This is a genomic window from Nonomuraea sp. NPDC049625, assembly GCF_040675285.1.
GTDB lineage: Bacteria > Actinomycetota > Actinomycetes > Streptosporangiales > Streptosporangiaceae > Nonomuraea > Nonomuraea angiospora_A.
Genome location: NZ_JBFAOQ010000001.1, coordinates 1,451,159 through 1,474,387, shown reverse-complemented (window position 1 = coordinate 1,474,387; position 23,229 = coordinate 1,451,159). Strand labels below are relative to the sequence as shown.

Genomic DNA, 23,229 nt, shown 5'->3' with positions numbered 1-23,229 from the left:
AAGGGATTTCGTGGTGAAGATACCAAATTGCTACGAATTCGCTTGACAGGCCGCCAGGAACTGACAACATGTCGCACCAGGACGGCAACTCAGCGGGAACGCACCCGTAACGCCGGACCAGTAGGAGGATTCCGTCGATGACGACGCCGCCCCGCGTACGCCGCAACAACGCCAATGCCGGGCCGGTGGTGCTCGACGATCTGTCCAAGCAGATCATCGAGCAGCTCCAGTCCGACGGGCGCATGCCGTACGCGGCGATCGGGAAAGCGGTGGGCCTGTCGGAGGCCGCCGTGCGTCAGCGCGTCCAGCGGCTGCAGGACGCGGGCGTCATGCAGATCGTCGCGGTCACCGACCCGCTGACGCTCGGATTCCCGCGGCAGGCCATGATCGGCATCAACTGCGAGGGCGACCTGGAGGCCGTGGCCGACGAGCTGGCGGCCATCGACGAGATCGACTACGTGGTCCTCACGGCAGGCTCCTTCGACGTGATCGTCGAGGTGGTCTGCGAGGGAGACGGTCACCTGCTGGAGATCCTCAGCAAGATCCGCGCCATCCCCGCCGTGCGGGCCACGGAGTCGTTCGTCTATCTCAAGCTGCGTAAGCAGACCTACTCCTGGGGCACTCGCTAGCCCACCGTCTCCACGATGGGCAGGATCGGCGTGTCGGCCGTGCGCACCAGGCGCGGGCCCTCGGGACCGTACACCTCGCGGGGCTCCGGGAACGCCGTCAGCAGCGCCAGATAGAGCACGCCCGCGACGGCCAGGCCCACCGGCAGCGAGATGTCCACTCCCCCGGCCAGGTTACCCAGCGGGCCGACGAACTGGCCCGGCAGGTTCACGAACAGCAGCGCGAGGCCCGCGGAGACGAGCCAGGCGGACAGCCCGCGCCAGTTCCAGCCGTGCGCGAACCAGTAGCGGCCGCCGCGCTGGCGCCGGTTGAAGACCTGGAGCGCCTCGGGGTCGTACCAGCCTCTGCGGGTCACGTAGCCGAGCATCATGATCACCATCCACGGCGCCGTGCACGTGATGATCAGCGTGGCGAACGTGGAGATGCTCTGGGTGAGGTTCGCGGCGAAGCGGCCGATGAAGATGAACACGATCGACAGCGTGCCGATGAACACCGTCGCCTGCACCCGGGAGAAGCGGGTGAAGACGCTGGAGAAGTCGAGCCCGGTGCCGTAGAGGGAGGTCGTGCCGGTGGACATGCCGCCGATCAGGGCGATCAGGCAGACCGGTACGAAGTACCAGCCGGGCGAGACGGCCAGCAGCCCGCCGACGTAGTTGGGGGCGGCCGGGTCCATGTAGTCGGCGGCCTTGGTCGCGATGATCGAGGCGGTGATCAGGCCGAACAGGAACGGCAGGATGGTGGCGAGCTGCGCCAGGAAGGCCGCGGCCATCACCCGGGACTTCGGCGTCGTGGCCGGGATGTACCTGGACCAGTCGCCCAGGAAGGCGCCGAACGACACGGGGTTCGACAACACGATCAGCGCCGCGCCGATGAACGACGGCCAGAACAGCGGGTCGCCGGCCGGGAGCGTACCGGGATAGGACGGGTCGAAGTCCCCGGCGAAGGCGAACGCCCCCAGGACGAACAGCAGCGACGCCGCCGCGACCGCGATCTTGTTGACGAACAGCATGAAGCGGAAGCCGTACACGCAGACGATCAGCACGAGGACGGCGAAAAGCGCGTACGCGACGCCGTACGACAGGTCGGTGTCGGGCAGCCCGGCCAGCAGGTGCGCGCCGCCGACCAGCGCGTCCCCCGACGACCACACCGAGATCGAGAAGAACGCGATCGCGGTCAGCAGCGACAGGAACGAGCCCACGACCCGGCCGTGCACGCCCAGGTGGGCGGAGGAGGAGACCGCGTTGTTGGTGCCGTTGAGGGGCCCGAACAGCGACAGCGGCGCCAGGATCAGCGCGCCGACCACGAGCCCGAGCACGGTCGCGGCCAGCCCCTGCCAGAACGACAGGCCGAACAGGATGGGGAAGGCGCCGAGCACGCAGGTGGCGAAGGTGTTCGCGCCTCCGAACGCCAGCCGGAACAGGTCGATCGGGCGCGCGTCGCGGTCCGCGTCGGGGATGCGCTCGACCCCGTACGTCTCGATCTCGGTGAGGCTCATGCTTGCTCCTGCAACGCCAGCAGACTGACGAGGTCGTAGGCCACGTGGGAGGCGGCGACCGAGGTGATCTCCGCATGGTCGTACGCCGGGGCCACCTCGACGACGTCGGCCCCGACCAGGTTGTGGCCGGCCAGGCCGCGCAGGATCTCCAGCAGTTCCCGGCTGGTGAGCCCGCCCGCCTCCGGGGTCCCCGTGCCCGGGGCGTGGGCCGGGTCCAGCACGTCGATGTCGACGGACACGTACAGGGGCCGGTCGCCGATGCGCTGCCGCAGCACGTCGATCACCTCGTCGAGGCCGCGCCGCAGCACGTCGGCCGCCGTCAGGATGCCGAACCCGAGCCGCCGGTCGTCCTCGAGGTCCTTCTTGCCGTACAGCGGGCCCCTGATCCCGACGTGGCTGACGGCCTCGGTGTCCAGCAGGCCCTCCTCCACCGCCCGCCGGAACGGGGTGCCGTGCGTGTACTCGGCGCCGAAATAGGTGTCCCAGGTGTCGAGGTGGGCGTCGAAGTGCAGCAGCGCCACCGGGCCGTGCTTCCTGGCCACGGACCGCAGCAGCGGCAGCGCGATCGTGTGGTCGCCGCCGATCGCGACGAGCTTGGCGTCGATCGAGTCCGCCGCGCCCTCGATGCTCTCGATGGCCGCCCCGATGTCGAACGGGTTGGCCGCGATGTCACCGGCGTCGACCACCTGCACCCGCTCGAACGGCGAGACGTCCAGCGCCGGGTGGTACGGCCGCAGCAACCGGGAGGCCTCCCTGACAGCGGCCGGGCCGAACCTGGCGCCGGGCCGGTAGGACACGCCGGTGTCGAACGGCACGCCCACGACCGCCACGTCGGCCCGCTCGACCTGGTCGAGCCTGGGCAGGCGGGCGAAGGTGGCGAGCCCGGCGAAACGCGGGACCTGAGAGGAGTCGACAGGGCCAAGGTTCATGCGGCCCAGTGTTCGTCATGCCTCTGACCTGCGGCAATTGTAGAACCAACGAAGTCACACGGTGTGTGTTGTGGGTGGCCACAAGCAGGTCGTCACCCGGGTTTGGCACCGGCCGAAAACCGAGCCGTATTCACCGGCATTTCATTCGGGCAAAGCGCCGTCGTATGATCTCGGCAGCAGCCTAGGAGGGACTCTCTATGGGGGAACCGGCTCACGCGGTTGGCACCGGGCTTGCGGAGCTGACTGACATGACGCTGCTCCAACTGACCGAACTCGACGACGCCACCCTCGACGGGCTGGTGAGCAAGATCCTCGGGCGAAGGGGGCCGTGGGATCGGCTGTGGCAGGAGGATGCCAACAACGGTGCCGTCCCGTGCGATGGCTGAACGAGTGTTCGGCCGCTGAGACGTACGAGATCTGCCACCGCCTGGTCGACGACGACCTCACCTCCGAGCTGCTGACCCGGCTCCGGGAGATCCAGCTCCACAGGAATCAGCTGCTCGTGGAGGCCGTGCGGCGGCAGGTGCGCGGGACGGACGCCGATGCCGCGTTCCGCGCGCTGGCCGAGCTGCAGGAGAGCGATCCGCGGCTCATGGCGGAGCTGCTGGTGCTCCCCCAGGTGGGCTGCTGGGCGGTCGACTGCCTGCGGCGGCTGCGCGACGGCGAGGATCCGGACCTCGGCTATCTCGTCTCCTTCAGCGCCGGCGCGGCGCTGCGGGCCGGGCGGCGGCCGCCGCTGCGCCCCGGCGCGTTCGTCCCGGGGCTCGGCACGTTCGCGGAGTCCGGTCTCGTCCCGATCCCGTCCCTGCACGCGCAGGCGGACGGGCTGGGGCTGGCGGTCAGGCTCGACGCGGTCGACCCGTACCTGGCGGGCTTCGGCCGGCGAGGCGAGGCGGACCCGGTGTGGTGGCAGCGCGAGCTCGGCCGCGCCTGGCAGGTGCTCTGCGAACGGCATCACCACGCCGCCGGGACGATCGCGGCGGTCTTCACCACGCTGGTGCCGCTGGAGGGCCGGGATCGAGCGCGGCCCGCCAGCGCGACGTCCGGCTGGGCGTACGGGGCGATAGCGCTCTCGCCGCCGCCCGACCCGGTCGCGTTCGCGGAGAGCCTGGTCCACGAGGTGTGGCACCTGGTGCTCGGCGCGGTCGAGGACATGGTCGAGCTGACCGGCCCCGACGACGGACGCCGCTGGTACGCGCCCTGGCGCTCCGACCCGCGACCGCTCGGCGCGCTGCTGCAGGGCTGCTTCGCGAACTTCGCGATCACCGCGTTCTGGCGTGCCGAACGCCACGCGAGCCCGCCCGTCGAACGCCACGCGAGCCCGGCCGACGAACGCCACGCGAGCCCGGCCCTCGAGCGGGCGGAGGCGGAGTTCGCCTACCGCCGGGCCATCACGTTCGAGGCGCTGACCCGCGCGAGCGGCTCGGAGGGCCTGACCGGGCCGGGCGAGGTGCTGGTGAACGGGCTGCTGGGCCGGCTCGGCGAGTGGCTGCACGAGCCGGTGCCCGCCTCGGCCGAGCGGCGGGCGGCCGAGCTCCGGGATGGGCACCGTGCGCGCTGGCTGAGCGCCAATCCCGGGTTTTCGATCTAGACCGTCAGTCGTTCATGGGCTCGATGCCCAGGTTGACCCGGCCGTACTGGGCGGCCAGCCGGGCGTGCGGGTGGTCAGGCATGATCGAGCGCTGGTAGCCGTCGAGCATCTTCTCCCGCAGGCTCTGGGCGCCGTCCTTGTCTCCGTCGGCGTTGCGGTCGAGGGACAGGTTGGCCATGGCGGCCAGGGTGTTGGGGTGGTCGGGGCCCCGCGTCGTGACGTTGCGCTCGAGCACGGTCTCGCCCAGCCTCCGGGCCTGCCCCACCTCGCCCAGCGCGGCCAGGTCGCTGGCCAGGTTGTGCATGGCGATGAGGGTGTTGGGGTGGGTGTCGCCCAGGAGGGCCTTCATCCCCTCGGCCGCCCGCTCGCTCAGCCCGCGGGCGCCGCCCGGATTGTTCCTGACCCGCAGCACGATGGCCAGGTTGTTGTAGGCCGCCAGCGTGTTGGGGTGGTCGGGGCCGGCCACCTTCTCCAGGCTCAGCACCGTCTCCTCGCCCAGCCGCTGGGCGCCGGCCAGGTCTTCGGTGAGCCGGTAGTCGTTGATGAGGTTGGTGGCCGACTGCAGCGTCTGGCGGTGCTCCTGGCCGAGGGTCGACTTGTGCCGCTCCCAGGCCTTCACGCCCTGGACGAAGGCGTCCTCGTAGAGGCCGACCCGGTTGAGTGCCACGCTGAAGTCGATGGCGACCAGGAGCCGGAACTGGTTCCATGGCTGGTTCTTGCGGTCGATGGCGTTGCTGATCCGCCGGATCAGGTCGAGGGACTCCTCGTAGCGCCCCAGCCCGCGCAGGTCGCGGGAACGGCCGAACTGCGAGCTCAGCGTCGCGTGCTCGACCGGGCCGAAGATGCGCTGCCGCTCGGCCAGCGTCTCGTCGTCGTAGCGCAGGGCCTCCTGGAAGCGGCCCAGGCAGCGCAGGCTCACCGCCACATTGCTGCGGATCCGTAGCGTGTCGGGGTGGTCGGGGCGCAGCTGCTGCTCGAAGAGCGGCAGCAGCCTCAGGTCGTTGTCCAGCGCGTCGGCGTAGCGGCCGAGCAGCCGCAGCCCGACGTCGTGCACGCGGGCGCAGCTCAGGTAGACGGCGTCCAGCTCGCCGAAGTTGTCGCGCAGCCGCTGGAGGGTGTCGGCGTGCAGGCGCAGGCTCTCCTCCCACTGGCCGGCGGTGCGCAGCGCGTTGCCGACCTGGACCGCCAGGGCCAGGGTCTGCTTGTCGTCCTGGCCGAACCGCTGCCGCCACAGCTCCAGCGTCGGCAGGCCGATCCGCAGGCTCTCCTGGTGGCCGCCGCGGCGGTAGAGCTGCTCGACCTGGTTGATGATCAGCTTGCGGACCAGGCGGTCGGCGGACTCGACCGCCCGCGAGGGCACCAGGTGCTGCAGGGACCGCTGGTAGATCTGCTCGCTGTCCTCGCGGTCGACCGCCCCGGGATCGGAGGCGGCCAGCAGGAGGTGGGCGGCCTCCTGGAAGCGGGCCGCGGCCTCCGGGTCCTCGCGCACCATGCGGTCCCTGGTCACGGCCTGCACAACGCGGTGCAGCTGCACGACGTTGCGCACGCCGTCGAGCTTGAGCATGGAGTAGCGGCCCAGCTCCCTGGCCGCCCTGCGGAACTCGGTCACGCCGCTCAGCACCCGGTCGAGCGGCGGAGGCAGCTTGGAGGCCACGGCGGGCTGCACGAGCAGCTCCTCGGCGATCGGCTCGGCGGAGAGGCTGGCCAGCAGCTTGAACAGCGCGTCGGCCTCCGGCGAGATCTTGCTGCGCGAGACGCTCCACGTCGTGGCCACGGTCTGCGGGTATTTGATGTCGACCGAGCTGGCCAGCAGCGCGTGCGCGTTGTCGCGGAACAACTCCAGGTATTCGGAGATGCTGGTGCCGGTCTCGTTCAGATACGCGGCGGCGTGCTCGGCGGCCAGCGGGAGGTTTCCGAGCTGATTGGCCAGCTCCTTCGCGTCGGCCTCGGCTTCCACGGAGCCGGACCTACCCGGGTCGGCCAGGGCGGTCACCCGCCTATGAAAGAACTTGACCGTTTCGTCGGGAAGGAACTCCCCTACCTCGATCCCGTCGAGGTCCATCGCCCGCCGCCAGTGGCGGTCGCGCGTGGTGATGATGACGTGGCCGCCGCCGCTGGGCAGGTAGTGCTGCACCGCGTTGGCGCTCTCGACGTTGTCGTAGATCAGCAGCCATCGCTCGTAGAGCTCGCGATTGGCGAGGGCGGACAGGACCAGCCTGGCGGAGTAGTCGCGATCGTCGGGGCGGAAGCCGTCGAGGGACATCTTGCGGCCCAGCCCGATCAGCGAGTTGACGATGGTCTCCTCCTGCTCGGCCCTGATCCACCAGACGAGGTCGTAGTCCTCCGCGTGGCGATGCGCGTATTCGGCGGCGATCTCGGTCTTGCCGATGCCGCCCATGCCGTAGACCGGCTGGGGCGGCTGGCCGACCAGCGCGGTCGAGTGCTGCGCGAGCCGGCTGTGGAGCTCGGCGAGCTCACGCTCACGACCGGTGAAACAGCGGTTGCGGAACGGGATCTCCCGCCCCCAGAGGGTGGGGCGGCGCTCCTGCCGCGCGACGTCCTCCATCACGATCACCGCCACTGGTCGCTATTCGGCTTTCGCCACCGATCCTAATGCGATATCTGCCCGCCGCAGGTCGCGTCCGCACCCAGCGGAAAGAGCATTTCCCCCTGAAGCGGACCGCACTTAATGGCGGTTTACTTCGTCACCTAAAGCGCTCTTTGCCGGGATTACTAACATATATTGAGCTATGTCGGAGATGACGCCGCGCCACCATGCGGCCATTCTCGGCTATTGACTGCGGCGGCCCTTTCATGGACCCTCTGAAGGGTTCCGCACCTCGCCGCCATGACCCGGAAGGCGGTGACGCGTGCACGCCGGTGGCATCGACCGCGACAACGAGGCCGCCTGGGATCTGCTGATCGGGGATCTCAACAATGGTGACTGCATCCCCTTTCTCGGCGCGGGAGCCAGCGCGGAGCGGCTCCCGCTCGGTGGTCAGCTCGCCGCGAAATGGGCCGGCAAGATCAACTACCCGTACGCGGATTCCGACAACCTGGCACGCGTGATGCAATACGCGACCACGATGGTCTATCGTGACGCAACCAGGACGAAACGCGAATTCTTGAGGGCCGAGTTCGCCAACGCGACCCCGCCCGACCGGACGGATCAATTCCCGGTGCACGCCGTGCTGGCCCGCTACCCTCTCCCCCTGTACATCACCACGAACTACGACGACTTCATGTTCCTGGCACTGCAGCAGGCGAGGAAACAGCCCATTTGGGACTTGTGTCCGTGGTATGCGATGTCTTCCGACGACTGGACCGGGAGTCCTTTTCGTGAACCAGCCTTCACCCCGTGCGTGGAGCGGCCACTCGTGTTCCATCTGCACGGCCACCACAAGGAGCCGCACTCGATCGTGCTCATCGAGGACGACTACCTCGACTTCCTGGTCAGGCTGGCCCAGGACGGCAGGCACACCAACGCGTCGTCCGCTGCCCTCCGCGGCGGACACCCGATGACGCTGCTGCCCTTCCCGGTCCGCACCGCGCTGCGGACGAAGGCGCTGCTGTTCATCGGCTACGGCCTGCGCGACTGGACGTTCCACGTCATGTTCCGGACCCTGCTGCACGGCCTGCCCGGCACCATGCGCAGGGAGCACACGAGCATCCAGCTCAACCCGGACGACCATTCCGCCGAGGAGCGCCAATACCTCGCGCGCTACTTCCAGGCCCAGAGCATCCGCATCCTGTGGGAGACCCCGCGCTCGCTCAACGACAAGCTTGCCGCCGGACTCCGGGGGACGCCATGACCAGCAATCCCGAGCCGTACGTCGGCCCGCGCCCCTTCCGCCGCACCGAGTCCGCCCTGTTCCACGGCAGGTCGGAGGAGGCCCGTCACCTGCGGGACGCCTGGCTGTCCGAGCGGGTGGTGGTGCTCCACGGCCCCGCCGCCGTCGGCAAGACGTCCCTGCTGCACGCCGGGGTCCTCCCGCTGCTCGACGACGAGCCGCGCACGCTGACGCTGCCCGTCGGACGGCTGATCCACCAGCCCACCTGGCCCCTCGCGCACGCGTCCGGGCCGGGCGGCTACCGCTTCACCCTGATCAGCAGCTGGACCCCCGCCCGCCAGACCCCCGACCCCGGGCAGACGGTCGGCTCGGCGCTGGAGAGCATCCTCGCCGGCGCCGCACCGCACCGGGTGCTGGCCGCGATCGACCACATGGAAGAGCTGTTCACGGCCTTCCCCGCCCGGCTGCCCGAGCGCGACCGCCTCATCGGCGAGCTGGCCCAGGCCCTGCGGGACCTGCCGCTCAACCTGCTGCTCCTGGTGCGCGACGACCAGCTCGCCACGCTGAGCGGCTACGAAGGGCTGCTGAGCCCCCAGCCGTTCGCCTATGTGCGCCTCGACGGCCTGGGGCAGGCGTCCGCGGTGGCCGCGGTGACGAGACCGGCCTCGCACAGCGGCCACCGCTACGCGCCCGGCGTGGCGGAGCGGCTGGTCGAGCGGCTGCGCAAGACGACCTACACCGACCGGCTGGGCGAGAGCGTCGAGATCGTCAGCGAGCGGGTCTCGCCCTTCGAGCTGCAGATCGCGTGCGCGGCGCTCTGGTCCGGCCTGGGCGACTACGACGACACGATCACCGCGGAGCTGCTCGCCCAGCTCGGCGACCTCGCCGGCATCCTCGCCGCCTACTTCGACCGCGCGGTCCGCGACGTGAGCCTGGAGACCGGCGTGTCCGAGCCGGAGCTGCGCGCCTGGATCGAGACGACCTTCATCACCGAGCGGGGCACGCGCGGCACCGCCTACCGAGGCCTGACGCAGACCGCCGACATGCCCAACGCCGTGGTGGACGCCCTGGTGGCCAGGCACATCCTCACGGAGGAGCAGCGCGCCAGGAGCCTGTGGTACCAGCTCGGCCAGGAACGCCTGGTCGAGGCCATCCGCACCGCCCACCACGTCACGCCTGCCCGCGACCGGCCGCAGGAGCACACGCCCGCCGACTTCCGCGCCGCCGCCGAGGCCGCGCTCGGTGAGGGCAACTTCATCTCGGCCCGCCGCTTCGCCGACGTGGCGGCCAGCCGCTCCTTGGAGCAGGGCGACGAGCGGCAGTTCGCCAACCTGCTGGCGTTCAAGGCGGAGGTGGCCAGGGTCGAGGGCGACCTGGAGGCCGCCAGGGAGACGCTGACCGCGGCGCGCTCGCAGTTCGAGAGCCAGCAGGACGCCCTGGCCACCGTACGGGTCCTGACGGCGCTCGCCGAGGTCTGCCTGTCGATGGGCAGCCCGGACGAGGCGGTGGACCTGGGCCGGCAGGCGGTGGCCAGGATGCCGGGAGACGTCCCGGCCCGCACGCTCCTGGCCCACGCGCTCTGGCGGGCCGGCTCGCCCGCGGACGCGGAAGCCGCCTACAACGACGCTCTCGACCTGGACCGCAACGCCGCCCGGGCACTCCACGGCCGGGGCCAGGTCCGGATCGCGCTCCGCGACTTCCGCGGCGCGCTGGCGGACCTGGACCGGGCGCTGGCGCTCGGCCTGCCCCGGTCCGAGGAGGACCTGGCCAGGGAGGCGCGCGAGCAGGCGCTGAGGCGGCTCGTCGGCTATCCGGAGAGCTGAACCGAGGCGCGGCAGGCGCTGGGCGGCTATCCGGAGAGCTGAACCGTCGCGATCTCCCACGGCTTCAGCGCCAGGCGGAGCACGCCGTCCGCGACCGGGAGCCGGTCGCCGGGGCGGCCGCGCAGGTCGGCGTGGCGGGCCTCGGTGAAGGGGCCCTCGATGACGGCCTCCGTGGCGGCCGGCGTGAGGGCCACGACCCTGAGCTCCTGCCGGTCGTCACGCATCCGCAACGAGGTCATCACCACGCCGTCGCCCGTCACCGACAGCCCGGACGCGGGATCGGGCAGCGCCGAAGCGCGTTCGCCCTGGCCCGGGACCACCAGCAGGTCGTGGCGGAAGGTCTCGGCCTGCGGCACGACCTCCTGCCAGGACTCCGCGTACGGCATCAGCGCCAGGCTCACCGAGCGGATCCCGCCTGACTGGGCGGCCGGGGTCGGCAACTGCGGCCCGGCCGGCTCGGGGCGCAGGGCGTTGCGGTTGCGGGACAGGTAGGCGACCGAACGCAGGAGCGTCAGGGCCAGCTCGCCGTCCGCCACCTCGTACTCCGTCACGTGCTCCAGCAGCGCCGCCACGCCTCCGGCCGCCACCCACGAGGAGGCGGGGAAGGTGGGCAGCGGGGTCTCGCCGCAGCCGCCCTCCGAGGTGAGCCCGCGGGTGACGACCGCGAACTGGCCCTCGGCGTGCGACTCCGTCGCCGGAGCGGGCAGCGGCACGTGCAGCCGAACCCGATGGTCCGCGCACCGGTTGTCGAACTCGACGCGCAGGCGTGCGTACGGCTCGCCGGCCCGCAGCTCGACGCGGGTGGTGACGACGATCTCCTCGGTCCGCGGGGCCCGCGAGGGAGCGGGCAGCTCGGGCGCGCCGTCGATCCCGTCCCCCGATGCCGGCCACCGGTACGTACGCCGTACGTCCACCGCCGCCACCAGCGGACCCGAGCAGATCAGCTCCGTCTCAACGGACGACGGCTCGGACACGAGCAGGTCGTCGGCCGGAGGCGCGTGGTTGTAGGTGTCGCCGACGTCGCCGCCGTCCACGATGCGCCCGGCTCCCGTGACCGTCCTGCCGTCCGCGCTCACCAGCGTCAGCGTGCCGTCGCCGGCGATCGTGACCCGGAGCAGGCCGTTGTCCAGCACCTCCTCGTCGCCGCGCACCGGTGTAGGAGCCGGCCGGCCCTCGCCGGCGGGCGACCCGTGCACCTGCTCGCGGGGCACCGGCCGGATGCTCGTGTGGCCCAGCGGCGGGACCTCCACCAGAGCGGCGACCGTGCGCCTGGGCTCGGCGAGGATGCGCACCCGCCGCACGCCGCCGGTCGCCGCGCGCAGGTCGTCCAGGTCGATCACGGCCGACGTCTCCCGCGCCACCGTGAACGTCAGCGTCTCGCCCTCCACCGACCAGGCCGTGATGTGCTGCCCGTACAGCTCGGTGCCGTGGACGAAGGTCAGCGCCGTGGCGGCGTCCATCTCCTCGTCCAGCAGCAGCGTGGGCGCGTACTCCAGCGGCTGCACCGGCACCGGCGCGCCCGAGGGGTCCACCAGCGGGTCGGTGCCGGCCACGTCCACGACCACGACGCCCCTGCGCGCGGCGGGGGTCGGGTTGACGAGGAGCACCCCGTCGGAGGGCACCGATGCGGCCAGCCGGGCGGTCACCATGTCGCGTACGGCCTGGCCGAGGTGCTCGGCCTCGGCGATGCGCGCGGCCACCTGCTGGGCGGTGTCGTCCACGCCGCAGCCGGTCACCGAGTCGTGGCCGCTGGCGTCGACCAGCCGCCACCACGCCATGTCGAGGAAGCGGCCCGGCCACTCGGCGCCCCAGAGGGTGGCCAGCGGCTCGGCGTAGCGCTCGACCATCCGCTCGGCGCGGCCCATGGCCTGCTTGACGTGGGCCCGGACCGAGATGACGCCGGGCAGGATGTTGGCGCGGGCGTGGGAGCGCAGCTCGCCTTCGACGCGCGGCAGCCCGTCCACCTCACCGGAATATTTCCCGATATATCCGGACAGGGTGTCCATCCGGGCGCCGATCGCCGCCACCATCTCCGGCAGCCCGCGCACCGGCGCCGAGTGGTCCGTGCCGTACATGGCGAGCAGCGCGCCGTCGGGCCCGTGCCACTCCCGCATGGTCGTGACGAACGCGGCCGCCCGCTCGGCCAGCCCGGCCGAGTCCGAGAACAGGTGCGCCCCGTTCCCGTAGCCGCCCGCGGGCAGGTACTGGGTGCGCAGCGCCGTCCCGTCCGGCGCGACCCAGGCGAAGGCGTCCGTGGTCACCGAGGACGGCACCCCGCGGTAGACGCACGCGTGCAGCAGCCCGGCCTTGCGCAGGATCTGCGGCATCTGCGCCGTGTGCCCGAACATGTCGGGCAGGTACCCCACCGGCATCGCCCCGCCGAGCTTGTCCGCCCGGCTCATGCCCAGTTCGAGGTTGCGCACGATGTTCTCGCCCGAGCACAGGAACTCGTCGAGCAGGATCTGCCACGGCCCCACCGCCAGCCGCCCCGACTCGACGAGCGCGGCGATGCGGTCGCGGTTCTCGGGCCGCACCTCCAGATAGTCGTCCACGCAGGCCAGCTGCCCGTCGAGGGTGAAGTGGTAGGCGGGCTCGCGCTCCATGGTGTCGAGCACCTCGTCGAGCAGCGCCACCAGCCGCAGCCGGAAGCGCTGGAACGGCTCGTACCACTCCCGGTCCCAGTGCGTGTGCGGTACGACGACGATCTCAGTACTCACGCGGCCTCCCCTCCGATGGGCAGATCATGCTGTACGGCGTAACGAGCGGCGATCCGCTGGGCGGTCACGATGTCCTCCAGCCCGCCGCCCGCGTCGGTGAGGGGCGGCTTGCCATCGTTCACGAAAGCATGAAAGGCGGCCAGCTGTACTTCGAACGCCTCGGTCACGTCGCGGTATTCGGTGCGGCTCTCGGCGCCGGAGACCACGGTGAGCGTGGTGGGCGCGTTCATCAGGTAGGGCGAGGGGAAGACCAGCTCCAGCGAGCCCTTGTCGTGGTGGATGGCCACGGTCTCGCGGTAGGCCGGGTAGTCCTCCAGGTAGTGCCAGCGGATCGAGAACCGCCCCCGGACGGGCAGGGGCCCGGTGATCTCGATGGACCCCGGCGCGGGCCCCCACGCCTCAACGTACGAAATTTCCGCAGGCGACCCAGTAAAGCGCCTCAAGAGCGACAAATCGTGGCATATCGAGCCCAAGGCCACCCCGTACAGCGCCCGTACCTGCTCCGGCGCCGACTCCCCCAGTGCCCGCGAGACCAGGTCGCGCTCGGCGGCCCGCAACGAGTCGAGCAGCCCCGGATCCACGTCCCGCGCCTGCGTCAGGTTCGCGAACGCCAGCTGCGACTCCCCGCTCGGATGCAGCACGGTCACCTCGACCGACCTGATCGCCTCCGGTCCGCCCAGCTCGGCCAGCAGTTCCTCGGCCCGGCGCACGGCCGGGTCGTACTGCTTCATGTAGCCCACCATCAGCCGCCCCTCGGGGAGGCCGGCCACCTCGGCCCTGGTCAGCGCGAGCGGCTTCTCGCACAGCACGGCGTACCCGCCGGCCAGCGCCCGGCCGACCGTCTCCCCGTGCGAGCCCGAGGCGAGGACGAGCACGGCCTCGAAGCCCCCGGCCGAGAGCAGCTCAGCCACCGACGTGAAACGCCCGGCGGCGCCCAGCCGGTCACCCACCGCGTCGGCGAGCGTCCGCGACAGGTCGCAGACCGCGACCACCTCGAACAGGTCGCGCCGCCTCGACAGCAACGGCACGTAGACCGCCTGCGTGACGGCGCCGCATCCCACCAGCGCGATTCTCACAGTCCCAAGTCCTCCAGCCTGCGGCGGTTGGCCGCCTGGTCGGCGATGTTCTGGGCGACGGTGCGGCGTCCGGGCAGGGTGTCCTGCTCGATGACGACCCAGCCCGCGTAGTCGATCTCGTCCAGGACGCGCACCACGGCGGGCAGGTCCAGCTCGCCCTCACCGAGCGGGGCGAACCCGCCGCGCCCCATGAGCTCGCGCAGGTCCACGCCGTCGGCCAGGGCCTGGGCGAGGATCTTCGTGTCGCCGTCCTTGATGTGCACGTGCCCGACCCGGCCCGACCAGTCGCGCAGCGCGCTCACCGGCTCGCCCCCGGCCAGCAGCAGGTGGCCGGTGTCCAGGCAGAGCTGTACGTCGGTCAGCTCCAGCAGCCGCTCGACGTCGTCGGGGGTCTCGACGTAGGTGCCGAGGTGGTGGTGGAACACGGGCTCCAGCCCGCGCTCGCGGCACCGGTCGACCGCCCTCTGCACCCGGGCCGCGTAGCCCGCCCACTCGGAGGCCGCCAATCCTGGAACGCTCCCACCCGGGCGCGCGAATCGCTCCGGCGACCCCGAGCAGGCCAGCGTGGGCCGCGGCCCGAACCCCTCGGGCGCCGGCGGCGCGGCGGCGAACACGTCGAGCGCGGCCTCCAGCGCGGGCAGCCCGGCCTCGTACGCCGCCGCGTCGTTGTAGGGCAGGTCCACCCAGCCGCCCGCGAGCAGCAGCCCGTTCCCGGCCAGCCGGTCGGCGAGCCCGGATCCGGTGCCCAGGTAGCCGATCGGCCCGGAGTCGATGCCCTCGTACCCGGCCTCGGACAGCGCCCGGACCATCTCGTCGGCGCTCAACGGTGGCGGCTCGGTGGCCAGCTCGAACACGCCGAAGCTCACGGGCGCGTTGGCGACTTTCACTCGCACAGTGCGATCACCTCGTTCTCGTAAGTTTCCAGGCGGTGGCGTCCGTCAAGGGCCCGCAGCAGGACGCGCTCCCCGCGTACGACCTGCCGGGTGCCGTCGGGGCGTACCAGGACCAGGCCGTCGGCGTCCAGGGCGAGCAGTTCGTCGCCCAGCCTGAGCAGCAGCGGCCCGTCGGGGCCGGTGGAGACGGCGGTGCGCCCGGCGCGCACGCCGTCCAGCACCGTGCTCGTGTCCTCGGCCAGCACCCATGTCGTCGGTCCGCCGGGCAGGCCATCGGAGCCGTGGCGGTGGAAGTCGCTGCCGCCGATCGCGATCACGTCGTCGCGCCAGGCGTCCGCCCAGGCCAGCGGCGCGCCCCAGCGGCGGTCCCACCAGCCGGAGCTCCAGACCTCGGCGATCCGCGGCCGCCGGGTGATGGGCAGCAGCCAGGCGCAGTCGCCGCCGAGCGGGTGGTTGATCGAGATCAGCCCGCCCGCGCGCTCGGCGTGCTCCACCCAGGAGTCGGCGGGCTGCCGGAAGTCCACCCAGCCGACCTCCCCGAACACGTTCGCGTGGCCCCGGTCGGTGGTGACCTCCTGACCCGGGATGAGCGTGATCCCACGGTCGGTCTTGCCCAGCCAGGGGTGGTGGCTGACGGTGTTGTGGTCGGTGACGGCCAGGAAGTCGAGGCCGCGCCCGTGGGCCAGCTCGGCCAGTTCGGCGATGGTCAGGCTGCCGTCGCTGTGCAGGGTGTGGGCGTGGAAGTCGCCCGCGAACCACCGCAGGCCGTCGACGGAGGGCACGTCCCGGCGGGGCGGGCGCTCCCCGTGCGGCGGCTCCTCGGCCACCGGCTCGGCGGGGGCGACGGCCGAGGTGGTGATCTCCAGCGAGTAGTCGAGGCCCTGCGGCGGGATGCGGTGCAGCCGCAGCCACACGTGCCACGTGCCCGCCTCAGGCTCACCCGGCAGGTAGCCGGGCGTCGCCCAGTCCGGGGTGATCGTGTACTCGTCGCGCGCGCCGCCCGACCAGCCGCGGAAGCCGCCGGGAGCGCCGCAGCCGAGGTCGATGACGCCCTGCGACCGGTCGTACGCCAGCCGCACGGTCACGGCGGCGGTCCCCGCGGGCACCTCGAAGGGCACCTCGCGCAGGATCCGCTCCAGCCGGTCGTCCAGACTCCAATGGCCTCTCAAACCAACTCCCCGTCCCGGTAGACGAGGGCGCGGTCGCGCCGGGGCGTCGCGTAGCCGTCGTCGCCGATCTCGGGCTCGCTCCCCTCGGGCACGACGGCCTGCACGGTCACGTCGTTGACGTCGAGGGTCACCAGGTGGGACGCGCCGAGGTTCTCCACGATGGCCACCTTGCCGCCCAGCGCGCCCCCGCCGGGCTCGGGCGAGTAGGCCAGGTATTCGGGTCGCACGCCGTACACGATCTTCTCCCCGTCGGAGAGCCGTCCCTCGGCCGAGGCCGGGACCGCCACCTTGCACCCTGCCACTTCCAGCGTGTCACCTCGTACGACGCCGTCGAGCAGGTTCATGGGTGTCGAGCCGATGAATCCGGCCACGAACGTGTTCGCGGGCCGCTGGAAGACCTCGGCCGGCGTGCCGATCTGCCGGATGTGCCCGGCTTCCATGACGGCCATCCGGTCGGCCATGGCCAGGGCCTCCGCCTGGTCGTGGGTGACGAAGACGGTGGTGACGCCGAGCTCGCGCTGGAGCTTCTTCAGGAACGTACGCGCCTCCAGCCGCAGCCGGGCGTCCAGGTTGGACAGCGGCTCGTCGAACAGGAACGCCTGCGCCTGCGTGGCCATCACCCTGGCCAGCGCCACCCGCTGCTGCTGCCCGCCCGAGAGCTGGCCCGGCCGCCGGTCCATGAGCTGTTCGAGCCCGAGCCGCGCCCCCACCTCGGCGGCCTTGTCGCGGCGGGCGCCCTTGGCGACCTTCTTGATGCGCAGCGGGTAGGCGATGTTGTCCGTGACGTCCATGTGCGGGAAGAGCGCGTAGTCCTGGAAGACCATGGCGACGTCCCGGCCGCCGGGCTGCACGCCCGTCACGTCCCGGTCGCCGATGACCACGGCCCCGCCGGTGGCGGTCTCCAGGCCGGCGATCGTGCGCAGCAGCGTGGTCTTGCCGCAGCCGGAGGGGCCGAGCAGGGCGAAGAACTCGCCGTCGGGGATGACCAGATCGAGCGAGTCGAGCGCCTTCACCCCGCCGGGATAGACCTTGGTCAGCCCGCGTAGTTCGATTCCGGCCATTAACGCTTGATCCCTCCGTGGAAGCGGAAGCCGTACTTCTTGCTGACGAACAGGTACATGAGCACCACGGGAATCGAGTACAGCAGGCCGAACGTGGACAACATGCTGAGGTTGGCCTGGCCGCCCTCGGTGTAGAGGGTGTACGTGATCACCGCCGCCGGATACTGCTCGACATCCCTCAGCAGCAGATACGGCATCAGGAAATTTCCCCACACGTTGGCCACGGCCCAGACCGCGACCGTCGCCAGACCAGGACGTACGAGCGGCACCACCACGTGCCGCACGATCTGCAGCGGCGTGGCCCCGAACACCCGCGCCGACTCCTCGTACGACTTCGGCGTCGAGTCCATGAAGTCCTTGAGCATGAAGATCGCCGCCGGCAGCAGCCCGCCGGTCAGGATGAGGATCAGCCCGAGCTGCGAGTCGATGAGGTTGAGCTCCACCGCGAGCTGGAACAGCGGCACCATGGCCGCCGTCCCCGTGATGATCGACGACAGCAGCAGCAACGCGTAGAGCAGCGCGTCCCGGCCGGGCAGCCGCACCCGGCTCAGCGCGTACGCGGCCAGCCCGGCCATGATCACCACCAGGACGGCCGTGCCGACCGACAGCAGCACGGAGTTGTAGAGGGACGGCAGCGCGTACGGATGCTCGACGACCGCCTTGAAGTTCTCCAAGGTGAAGTCGGGCACCGTGACCTGGTACGTCGGGTTAGACGTGAAGGGCGCCGTCACCAGCCACAGCAGCGGGATCGTGAAGAAGGCCAGCAGCACCGCGATCAGCGTGTAGAAGCCGATCCGGCCCAGCACGAAACGCGTCATTTCTTGCTCCGGAGCAGCCGCAGGTAGAACACCGCCACGACCAGGTTGATGAGCAGGATGATCGTGGAGACCGCGGCGCCGTGGCCCAGCTCGCCGCTCTGCAGCGCGACCTTGTACACGTGCACGGCCAGCACCTCGGACCTGCCGTCGGGGCCGCCCGCGGTGAGCAGGAAGGGGGTGAAGTCGTTGAAGGTCCACAGGCTGATGAGCAGCAGGTTCGTCAGGATGTGGCCTCTGATGTGCGGGAACACCACGTCCCTGAGCTGCTGCCAGCCGGAGGCCCCGGCCAGGCGGGCGCTCTCCAGGTGCGACGGGGGCACGTTCCCGAGCGCGGCGCCGTACAACATCATCGAGAACGCCGTGCCGCGCCAGATGTTGAACACGATGATCGACAGCATGGGGTGGTCGAGCAGCCAGGCGAAGCCCTGGATGCCGAGCAGCGCGTTCAGCGTGCCCGCGTCGCGGTCGAGCAGCGCCACCCACAGGAACGACACGATCGCACTGGGCAGGATCCAGGCCAGGATGACCAGGCCCTCGACCACCCGCTTCACCGGCCCGCGCCGGTCGCGCAGCAGCCAGGCGATCGTGAAGCCGAGCCCGACCTGCCCGATGACGGCCGAGCCCGCCACGAACTCGACCGTCAGCCAGGTGGAGCTCCAGAACTCCGGGTTGGAGACCGCGTCGATGAGGTTGGCCGGCCCGACGAACTGGGGCGCCGCCGCGGCGGCGCCGGTCAGGCGGTAGTTCGTGAGGCCGAGATAGAGCACCCAGAGCGCGGGGAAGACGAGGAAGACCGCGACGAGCAGCAGGGCGGGGGCCACGAAGGCCCCTGCCCGCAGCCTGCCCAGGCCCGCCGCGTCCGAGCTGTAGCGGCCCGGCGCGGCGGCCTCGGTGGCCTCAGGAGGCGATGTTGCCAGGGCCACCGACGATTCCTTCGAGCTTCTTCTGGTAGTCGGCCGCCGCCTGGTCGGGCGCCGTGCCACCCACCACCGCGGCCGTGGCCTCCTGCAGCGCCACCGACACCTGCGGGTAGACGGCCACCGGCGGCCGGTAGGCCGTCAGCGGCAGCACCTTCTCCGAGATGTACGTCAGCAGCGGCTCACCGGCGAGGATCTCCTTGTTGACGTCGGTGCGCGGCGTGATGCGGACGTTGCCGTCCTTGGTCTCCTCCTTCAGCCCCTCCGGCGAGAGCGTGAAGGTCGCCAGCTCGAAGGCCTCCTTCGGGTGCTTGCTGTTGGGGTTCACCGTACGCAGCGCGCCGCCCGACATGCTGACGAAGTCCTGGCCGCGGATGCCCTTGCCGGGCTCCATCGCGGGGATCATGGCATAGCCGACGACCTGGTCGCGGTCGGCCATCTTGGCCACGCCGGTCGCGGGGTTGACGACGCCGCGCCAGAAGTAGTCGCCTTCCATCAGGATGCCGATCTTGCCCGCGGCGAACTGCTGGAACGACTTGTCGCGGCCCTTGGCCTCCTGCTGGAGCTTGGGGTCGCCGAGGCCGCCGCCGTAGATCTTCTGGTAGAGGCCGAGCGCGTCCTTCAGCGGCTGGGAGGCGCCCGCCCACTTGCCGTCCTTCTGCACCTCGCCGCCCGCGCCCGCGAGCAGCGGCAGCACGCCCTGCATGGAGGTGGCCTCGCCCATCGCCGTGCCGGCGTTGATCTGGATCGGCACGGGCACGCCGGAGGACTTCAGCTTCGTCCCGGCGTCGAGGACCTCCTGCCAGCTCTTCGGCTGCCAGTCGGCCGGCAGCCCGGCCTTCTGGAAGAGCGTCTTGTTGAAGTAGAGCACCCGGCCGTCGGTGCCGACGGGCAGCGCGTACTTCTTGCCGTTGAACGTGGCCAGGCCCTGGACGGCCTCGGGGATCTGCGACCAGCCGTCCCAGCTGTCGGCGTCCGCGCCGACCAGGTCCGCCAGCGGCTTGAGGTAACCCGCCTCGGCGAACTCTCCGGCCCAGATGCCGTCGATGTCGATCACGTCGGCGCCCTTGCCTGACTTGAGGTCCAGGGAGAGCTTGGTCTTGTACTGCTCGTCGTCGACGCCGCTGGGGACGAACTTGACCTTGACGTTCTTGCCCTTCGCCTTCTGCGCCGCCTCGAACTTGGGGATCACCCAGTTCGCGATGAAGTTGGCGCCGGCGGCGTTCTTCCCGCCCGCGATGGCGTTCTGGGTGATCGTCAGCTCGATGGCGTCACCGCCTCCGCCGCCACCGGACGACTGGCCGCAGGCTGCGAGCCCCAGCCCGGCCACGGTGACGACCGCGACCACACCTATCGACCGTTTCCGCAATGCCATCCAAACCCTCCGACAGGTCCGTAAGGAGGTAACGCCCTGGGCCAATATGTCATGACATCCATATGACGTAAAGGCCTGGCCAAATTTGCGGAGAGTGCCCACACGCTGTGTCTTTGCTCAGCGGGCCGGGAGCCAACCGTCCGAACAGGCGTGTTGTGAGTCGCCCGGGGGTTTGAGCTGAGGGACATTAGGTTACATAGCGGACATCCGAATGTCATGACAATATGCCATAGTGTCGAAGGTAAGCTCCATTCCTGGAGGTGCTTTGTACGACCTGATCACGTTCGGGCGCTCCGGCGTCGACGTCTACCCGCTGCAGACCGGTGTCGGCCTGGCCGACGTCGAATCCTTCGGCAAGTTCCTCGGCGGCAGCCCCACCAACGTCGCCGTCGCCGCGGCGCGCCACGGGCTGCGCTCCGCCGTGATCACCGGCGTGGGAGCGGACCCCTTCGGAGAGTTCGTCCGTAGAGCGATCCGCGGGTTCGGCGTGGACGACGCCTTCGTGAGCACCGTCGAGGGCCCGCCGACTCCCGTGACGTTCTGCGAGATCTTCCCGCCCGACCACTTCCCGATCTACTTCTACCGCGGCGAGCACCCGCCTGACCTGCAGATCTCCCCATCCCATCTCGACCTCGGGGCCATCGCGGAGACGAGCCTGTTCTGGTTCTCGCTGACCGGGCTGAGCCAGGAGCCGAGCGCCGCCGCCCACGCCGCCGCGCTGTCGGCGCGCACGTCGGGCTGGACCGTGTTCGACCTCGACTGGCGGCCGTCGCTGTGGAAGTCGCGGGAGGCGGCCCACGAGGCCGCGCGGCGGACGCTCCCGTACGCGAACGTCGCGGTCGGCAACCTCGACGAGGTGGAGAACGCGGTCGGCGTGCGCGACCCGGAGGCCGCCGCGCAGGCGCTCCTGGACGCCGGGGTGAAGGTCGCGATCGTGAAAATGGGCCCTGAGGGGGTTCTCGCGCGTACCTCCGAGGAGAGCGTGGTGGCGGAACCGGTGGAGGTGAAGGTGGTCAACGGCATCGGAGCGGGTGACGCGTTCGGCGGGGCGATCTGCCTCGGGCTGCTGCGCGGCTGGCCGCTGGAGCGGACGGTGCGCTTCGCCAACGCGGCGGGTGCGTTCGTGGCCGCCCGGCTGGCCTGCGCCGACGCCATGCCGTCCACGGCCGAGGTGGAAGACCTGCTGAACGGAGCGGGCTCTTGAGCGACCTCACCCTGCCCAGGACCTCCGGCTACGAGCGGCTCACCCAGATCCGGGCCACCCGGCCGGAGGAGATCGCCGAGGCCGCGGCCCGGCGGCAGCGGCGCGGCCTGCCCGGCGAGGGCGAGCGACTGCTGATCATCGCCGCCGACCACACGGCCCGCGGCGCCCTGGGCGTACGCGACCGGCCGCTGGCCATGGCCAGCCGCGCCGGCCTGCTCGACCGCCTCCAGGTGGCGCTCTCCCGCCCCGGCGTGGACGGCATCCTCGCCTCCCCCGACGTCATGGAGGACCTGCTCCTGCTCGGCGCCCTGGAGGGCAAGCTGGCCTTCGGCTCCATGAACCGGGGCGGCCTGCTGGGCTCGGTCTTCGAGGTGGACGACCGTTTCACCGGCTTCGACGCGGCCTCGATCGACGAGATGCGCCTGGACGGCGGCAAGATGCTGCTCCGCATCGACCCAGCCGACCCCGCCACGGTGGCCACCCTGGAGTCCTGCGCCCGGGCCGTCACCGACCTGGCCCGCCACCGCCTGCCGGCCATGGTGGAGCCCTTCTGGGCGCTGCGCTCCGAGTCCGGGGCGCTGCGCAACGACCTGTCCCCCGAGGCCGTGATCCGCGCGATCAGCATCGCCCAGGCGCTCGGCACCACCTCCGCCTACACCTGGCTCAAGATCCCGGCGGTGGCGGAGATGGAGCGCGTGATGGCCGCCACCACGCTGCCCGCGCTGCTGCTCGGCGGCGACCCGCCGGACATCGACGCCGCCTACGCCGACTGGGACCGCGCCCTGAGCCTTCCCGGCGTACGCGGCCTCGTCGTGGGCCGAGCCCTGCTCTACCCTCCGGATGACGACGTGGCGAAAGCGGTGGACAACGCCGCGGCACTGGTACGGGAGACCCGCGCATGACATACGTTCCGTTCGGCAAGGCCGCGAACGGCCCCTGGTCCGTCGAGATCACCCCGTCCCTGGCGGGCTGGACGTACTCGGGCCTGCGCATCGTGGACCTGGCGGACACACCGGTCTCGTTCGACACCGGCGACGAGGAGACGCTGGTCCTCCCGCTGTCGGGATCCTGCACGGTCACCACCTCCGCCGCGACGTTCGAGCTGACGGGACGGCCTTCGGTCTTCAGCGGGCCGAGCGACTTCGCCTACGTGCCGATCGGCTCCCACGTCACCCTCCGGGGCACCGGGCGCATCGCCCTGCCCTCCGCCCTCGCCACCCGCGCCCTCGCGCCCCGCTACGTGCCCGCCGACCAGGTCTCGGTCGAGATCCGCGGCGCGGGCCAGGCCACCCGCCAGGTGAACAACTTCTGCGCCCCCGGCGCCTTCGACTGCGACAAGCTCATGGCCGTGGAGGTCATCACCCCGGGCGGCAACTGGTCGTCGTACCCGCCGCACAAACACGACACCGACAACCCCGGCGAGGCGGTCCTGGAGGAGATCTACTACTTCGAGGTGGCCGGCCAGGGCAACGCCTACCAGCGCGTCTACTCCTCCGAACGCGGCCACATCGACACCCTGGCCGAGGTCTCCTCGGGCGACGTCGTCCTCGTCCCGTACGGCTACCACGGCCCCGCCATGGCCGCCCCCGGCTACGACCTCTACTACCTGAACGTCCTGGCGGGCCCGGCGGAGGAACGCTCGATGGCCTTCTGCGACGACCCCCGCCACGCGTGGATCCGCTCCTCCTGGGAAAGCCAGCCCACAGACCCGAGACTGCCGTTCGGGAGGACTTCATGACCAAT

The 23,229-nt window shown here is 71.1% G+C and carries 19 protein-coding genes; 8 read left to right on the top strand and 11 right to left on the bottom strand.

The genetic code is table 11. The features are described from left to right. The first annotated feature begins 137 nt into the window (after positions 1-137). The gene (locus AB0J87_RS07120; RefSeq protein ID WP_350738965.1) at positions 138-629 is read left to right on the top strand and encodes an Lrp/AsnC family transcriptional regulator; all 492 of its coding nucleotides are present in this window, start codon (positions 138-140) and stop codon (positions 627-629) included. Here AB0J87_RS07120 and AB0J87_RS07115 read toward each other — a convergent pair. Continuing rightward, positions 626-2,122: a cytosine permease gene (locus tag AB0J87_RS07115; protein ID WP_363963001.1), complete on the bottom strand. Its 1,497-nt coding sequence runs from the start codon at positions 2,120-2,122 to the stop codon at positions 626-628. The two genes, AB0J87_RS07120 and AB0J87_RS07115, sit on opposite strands and share 4 nt — an antisense overlap. Continuing rightward, positions 2,119-3,051, bottom strand: a complete 933-nt coding sequence (gene speB / locus AB0J87_RS07110) for an agmatinase (protein WP_363963000.1) — start codon at positions 3,049-3,051, stop codon at positions 2,119-2,121. Before speB ends, AB0J87_RS07115 begins: the two co-directional genes overlap by 4 nt. Before the next feature lie 248 nt (positions 3,052-3,299). Here speB and AB0J87_RS07105 point away from each other — a divergent pair, with 248 nt between their 5' ends. Both AB0J87_RS07105 and AB0J87_RS07100 read left to right on the top strand, forming a co-directional pair. Beyond that, complete coding sequence (locus AB0J87_RS07105; protein WP_350738974.1) at positions 3,300-3,437, top strand: hypothetical protein; 138 nt, start codon at positions 3,300-3,302, stop codon at positions 3,435-3,437. Next, positions 3,425-4,642 carry an HEXXH motif-containing putative peptide modification protein gene (locus tag AB0J87_RS07100; protein ID WP_363962998.1) on the top strand — a complete coding sequence of 406 codons (1,218 nt, stop codon included), beginning with the start codon at positions 3,425-3,427 and terminating at the stop codon, positions 4,640-4,642. Before AB0J87_RS07105 ends, AB0J87_RS07100 begins: the two co-directional genes overlap by 13 nt. A 4-nt stretch (positions 4,643-4,646) precedes the next feature. On the opposite strand, the gene fxsT is transcribed toward AB0J87_RS07100, so the two are convergent. Continuing rightward, positions 4,647-7,208, bottom strand: a complete 2,562-nt coding sequence (gene fxsT / locus AB0J87_RS07095) for an FxSxx-COOH system tetratricopeptide repeat protein (RefSeq protein ID WP_363962996.1) — start codon at positions 7,206-7,208, stop codon at positions 4,647-4,649. Between the two features lie 304 nt (positions 7,209-7,512). Between fxsT and AB0J87_RS07090 the strand changes: the two genes are divergently transcribed. Next, entirely contained in the window at positions 7,513-8,454 is a 942-nt protein-coding gene (locus AB0J87_RS07090; protein WP_350738981.1) for an SIR2 family protein, read from the top strand. Continuing rightward, entirely contained in the window at positions 8,451-10,256 is a 1,806-nt protein-coding gene (locus AB0J87_RS07085; protein ID WP_363962994.1) for a tetratricopeptide repeat protein, read from the top strand. Before AB0J87_RS07090 ends, AB0J87_RS07085 begins: the two co-directional genes overlap by 4 nt. Before the next feature lie 26 nt (positions 10,257-10,282). On the opposite strand, the gene AB0J87_RS07080 is transcribed toward AB0J87_RS07085, so the two are convergent. The 8 genes from AB0J87_RS07080 to AB0J87_RS07045 are packed head-to-tail and all read right to left on the bottom strand — an operon-like array spanning position 10,283 to position 20,282. Beyond that, on the bottom strand, positions 10,283-12,973 hold the full coding sequence (locus AB0J87_RS07080) for a glycoside hydrolase family 38 C-terminal domain-containing protein (protein WP_363962992.1): 2,691 nt from the start codon (positions 12,971-12,973) through the stop codon (positions 10,283-10,285). Next, entirely contained in the window at positions 12,970-14,049 is a 1,080-nt protein-coding gene (locus AB0J87_RS07075) for a Gfo/Idh/MocA family oxidoreductase (RefSeq protein WP_363962990.1), read from the bottom strand. The genes AB0J87_RS07080 and AB0J87_RS07075 overlap by 4 nt, the downstream gene beginning before the upstream one ends. Then, positions 14,046-14,942 carry a TIM barrel protein gene (locus AB0J87_RS07070; RefSeq protein WP_363962988.1) on the bottom strand — a complete coding sequence of 299 codons (897 nt, stop codon included), beginning with the start codon at positions 14,940-14,942 and terminating at the stop codon, positions 14,046-14,048. The genes AB0J87_RS07075 and AB0J87_RS07070 overlap by 4 nt, the downstream gene beginning before the upstream one ends. Then, entirely contained in the window at positions 14,933-16,111 is a 1,179-nt protein-coding gene (locus AB0J87_RS07065) for a CehA/McbA family metallohydrolase (protein WP_363962986.1), read from the bottom strand. The genes AB0J87_RS07070 and AB0J87_RS07065 overlap by 10 nt, the downstream gene beginning before the upstream one ends. After that, positions 16,108-17,172: an ABC transporter ATP-binding protein gene (locus AB0J87_RS07060; RefSeq protein WP_350738999.1), complete on the bottom strand. Its 1,065-nt coding sequence runs from the start codon at positions 17,170-17,172 to the stop codon at positions 16,108-16,110. Before AB0J87_RS07060 ends, AB0J87_RS07065 begins: the two co-directional genes overlap by 4 nt. Further along, positions 17,172-17,990, bottom strand: a complete 819-nt coding sequence (locus AB0J87_RS07055) for a carbohydrate ABC transporter permease (RefSeq protein WP_355209965.1) — start codon at positions 17,988-17,990, stop codon at positions 17,172-17,174. The genes AB0J87_RS07060 and AB0J87_RS07055 overlap by 1 nt, the downstream gene beginning before the upstream one ends. Continuing rightward, the gene (locus tag AB0J87_RS07050) at positions 17,987-18,913 is read right to left on the bottom strand and encodes a sugar ABC transporter permease (protein ID WP_363962983.1); all 927 of its coding nucleotides are present in this window, start codon (positions 18,911-18,913) and stop codon (positions 17,987-17,989) included. Before AB0J87_RS07050 ends, AB0J87_RS07055 begins: the two co-directional genes overlap by 4 nt. After that, positions 18,888-20,282 carry an extracellular solute-binding protein gene (locus tag AB0J87_RS07045; RefSeq protein ID WP_363962981.1) on the bottom strand — a complete coding sequence of 465 codons (1,395 nt, stop codon included), beginning with the start codon at positions 20,280-20,282 and terminating at the stop codon, positions 18,888-18,890. Before AB0J87_RS07045 ends, AB0J87_RS07050 begins: the two co-directional genes overlap by 26 nt. Positions 20,283-20,547: 265 nt before the next feature. Between AB0J87_RS07045 and iolC the strand changes: the two genes are divergently transcribed. Genes iolC through iolB form a run of 3 tightly spaced genes read left to right on the top strand, consistent with a single transcriptional unit; the run spans position 20,548 to position 23,224 of the window. Beyond that, a complete protein-coding gene (gene iolC / locus AB0J87_RS07040; RefSeq protein ID WP_350739009.1) occupies positions 20,548-21,486 on the top strand; it encodes a 5-dehydro-2-deoxygluconokinase in 939 nt (312 codons plus the stop codon). After that, positions 21,483-22,388 carry a deoxyribose-phosphate aldolase gene (locus tag AB0J87_RS07035; protein WP_363962979.1) on the top strand — a complete coding sequence of 302 codons (906 nt, stop codon included), beginning with the start codon at positions 21,483-21,485 and terminating at the stop codon, positions 22,386-22,388. Before iolC ends, AB0J87_RS07035 begins: the two co-directional genes overlap by 4 nt. Continuing rightward, positions 22,385-23,224, top strand: coding sequence for a 5-deoxy-glucuronate isomerase (gene iolB, locus AB0J87_RS07030; protein ID WP_363962977.1), 840 nt, complete (start codon positions 22,385-22,387; stop codon positions 23,222-23,224). The genes AB0J87_RS07035 and iolB overlap by 4 nt, the downstream gene beginning before the upstream one ends. The last annotated feature ends 5 nt before the right edge of the window (positions 23,225-23,229 follow it).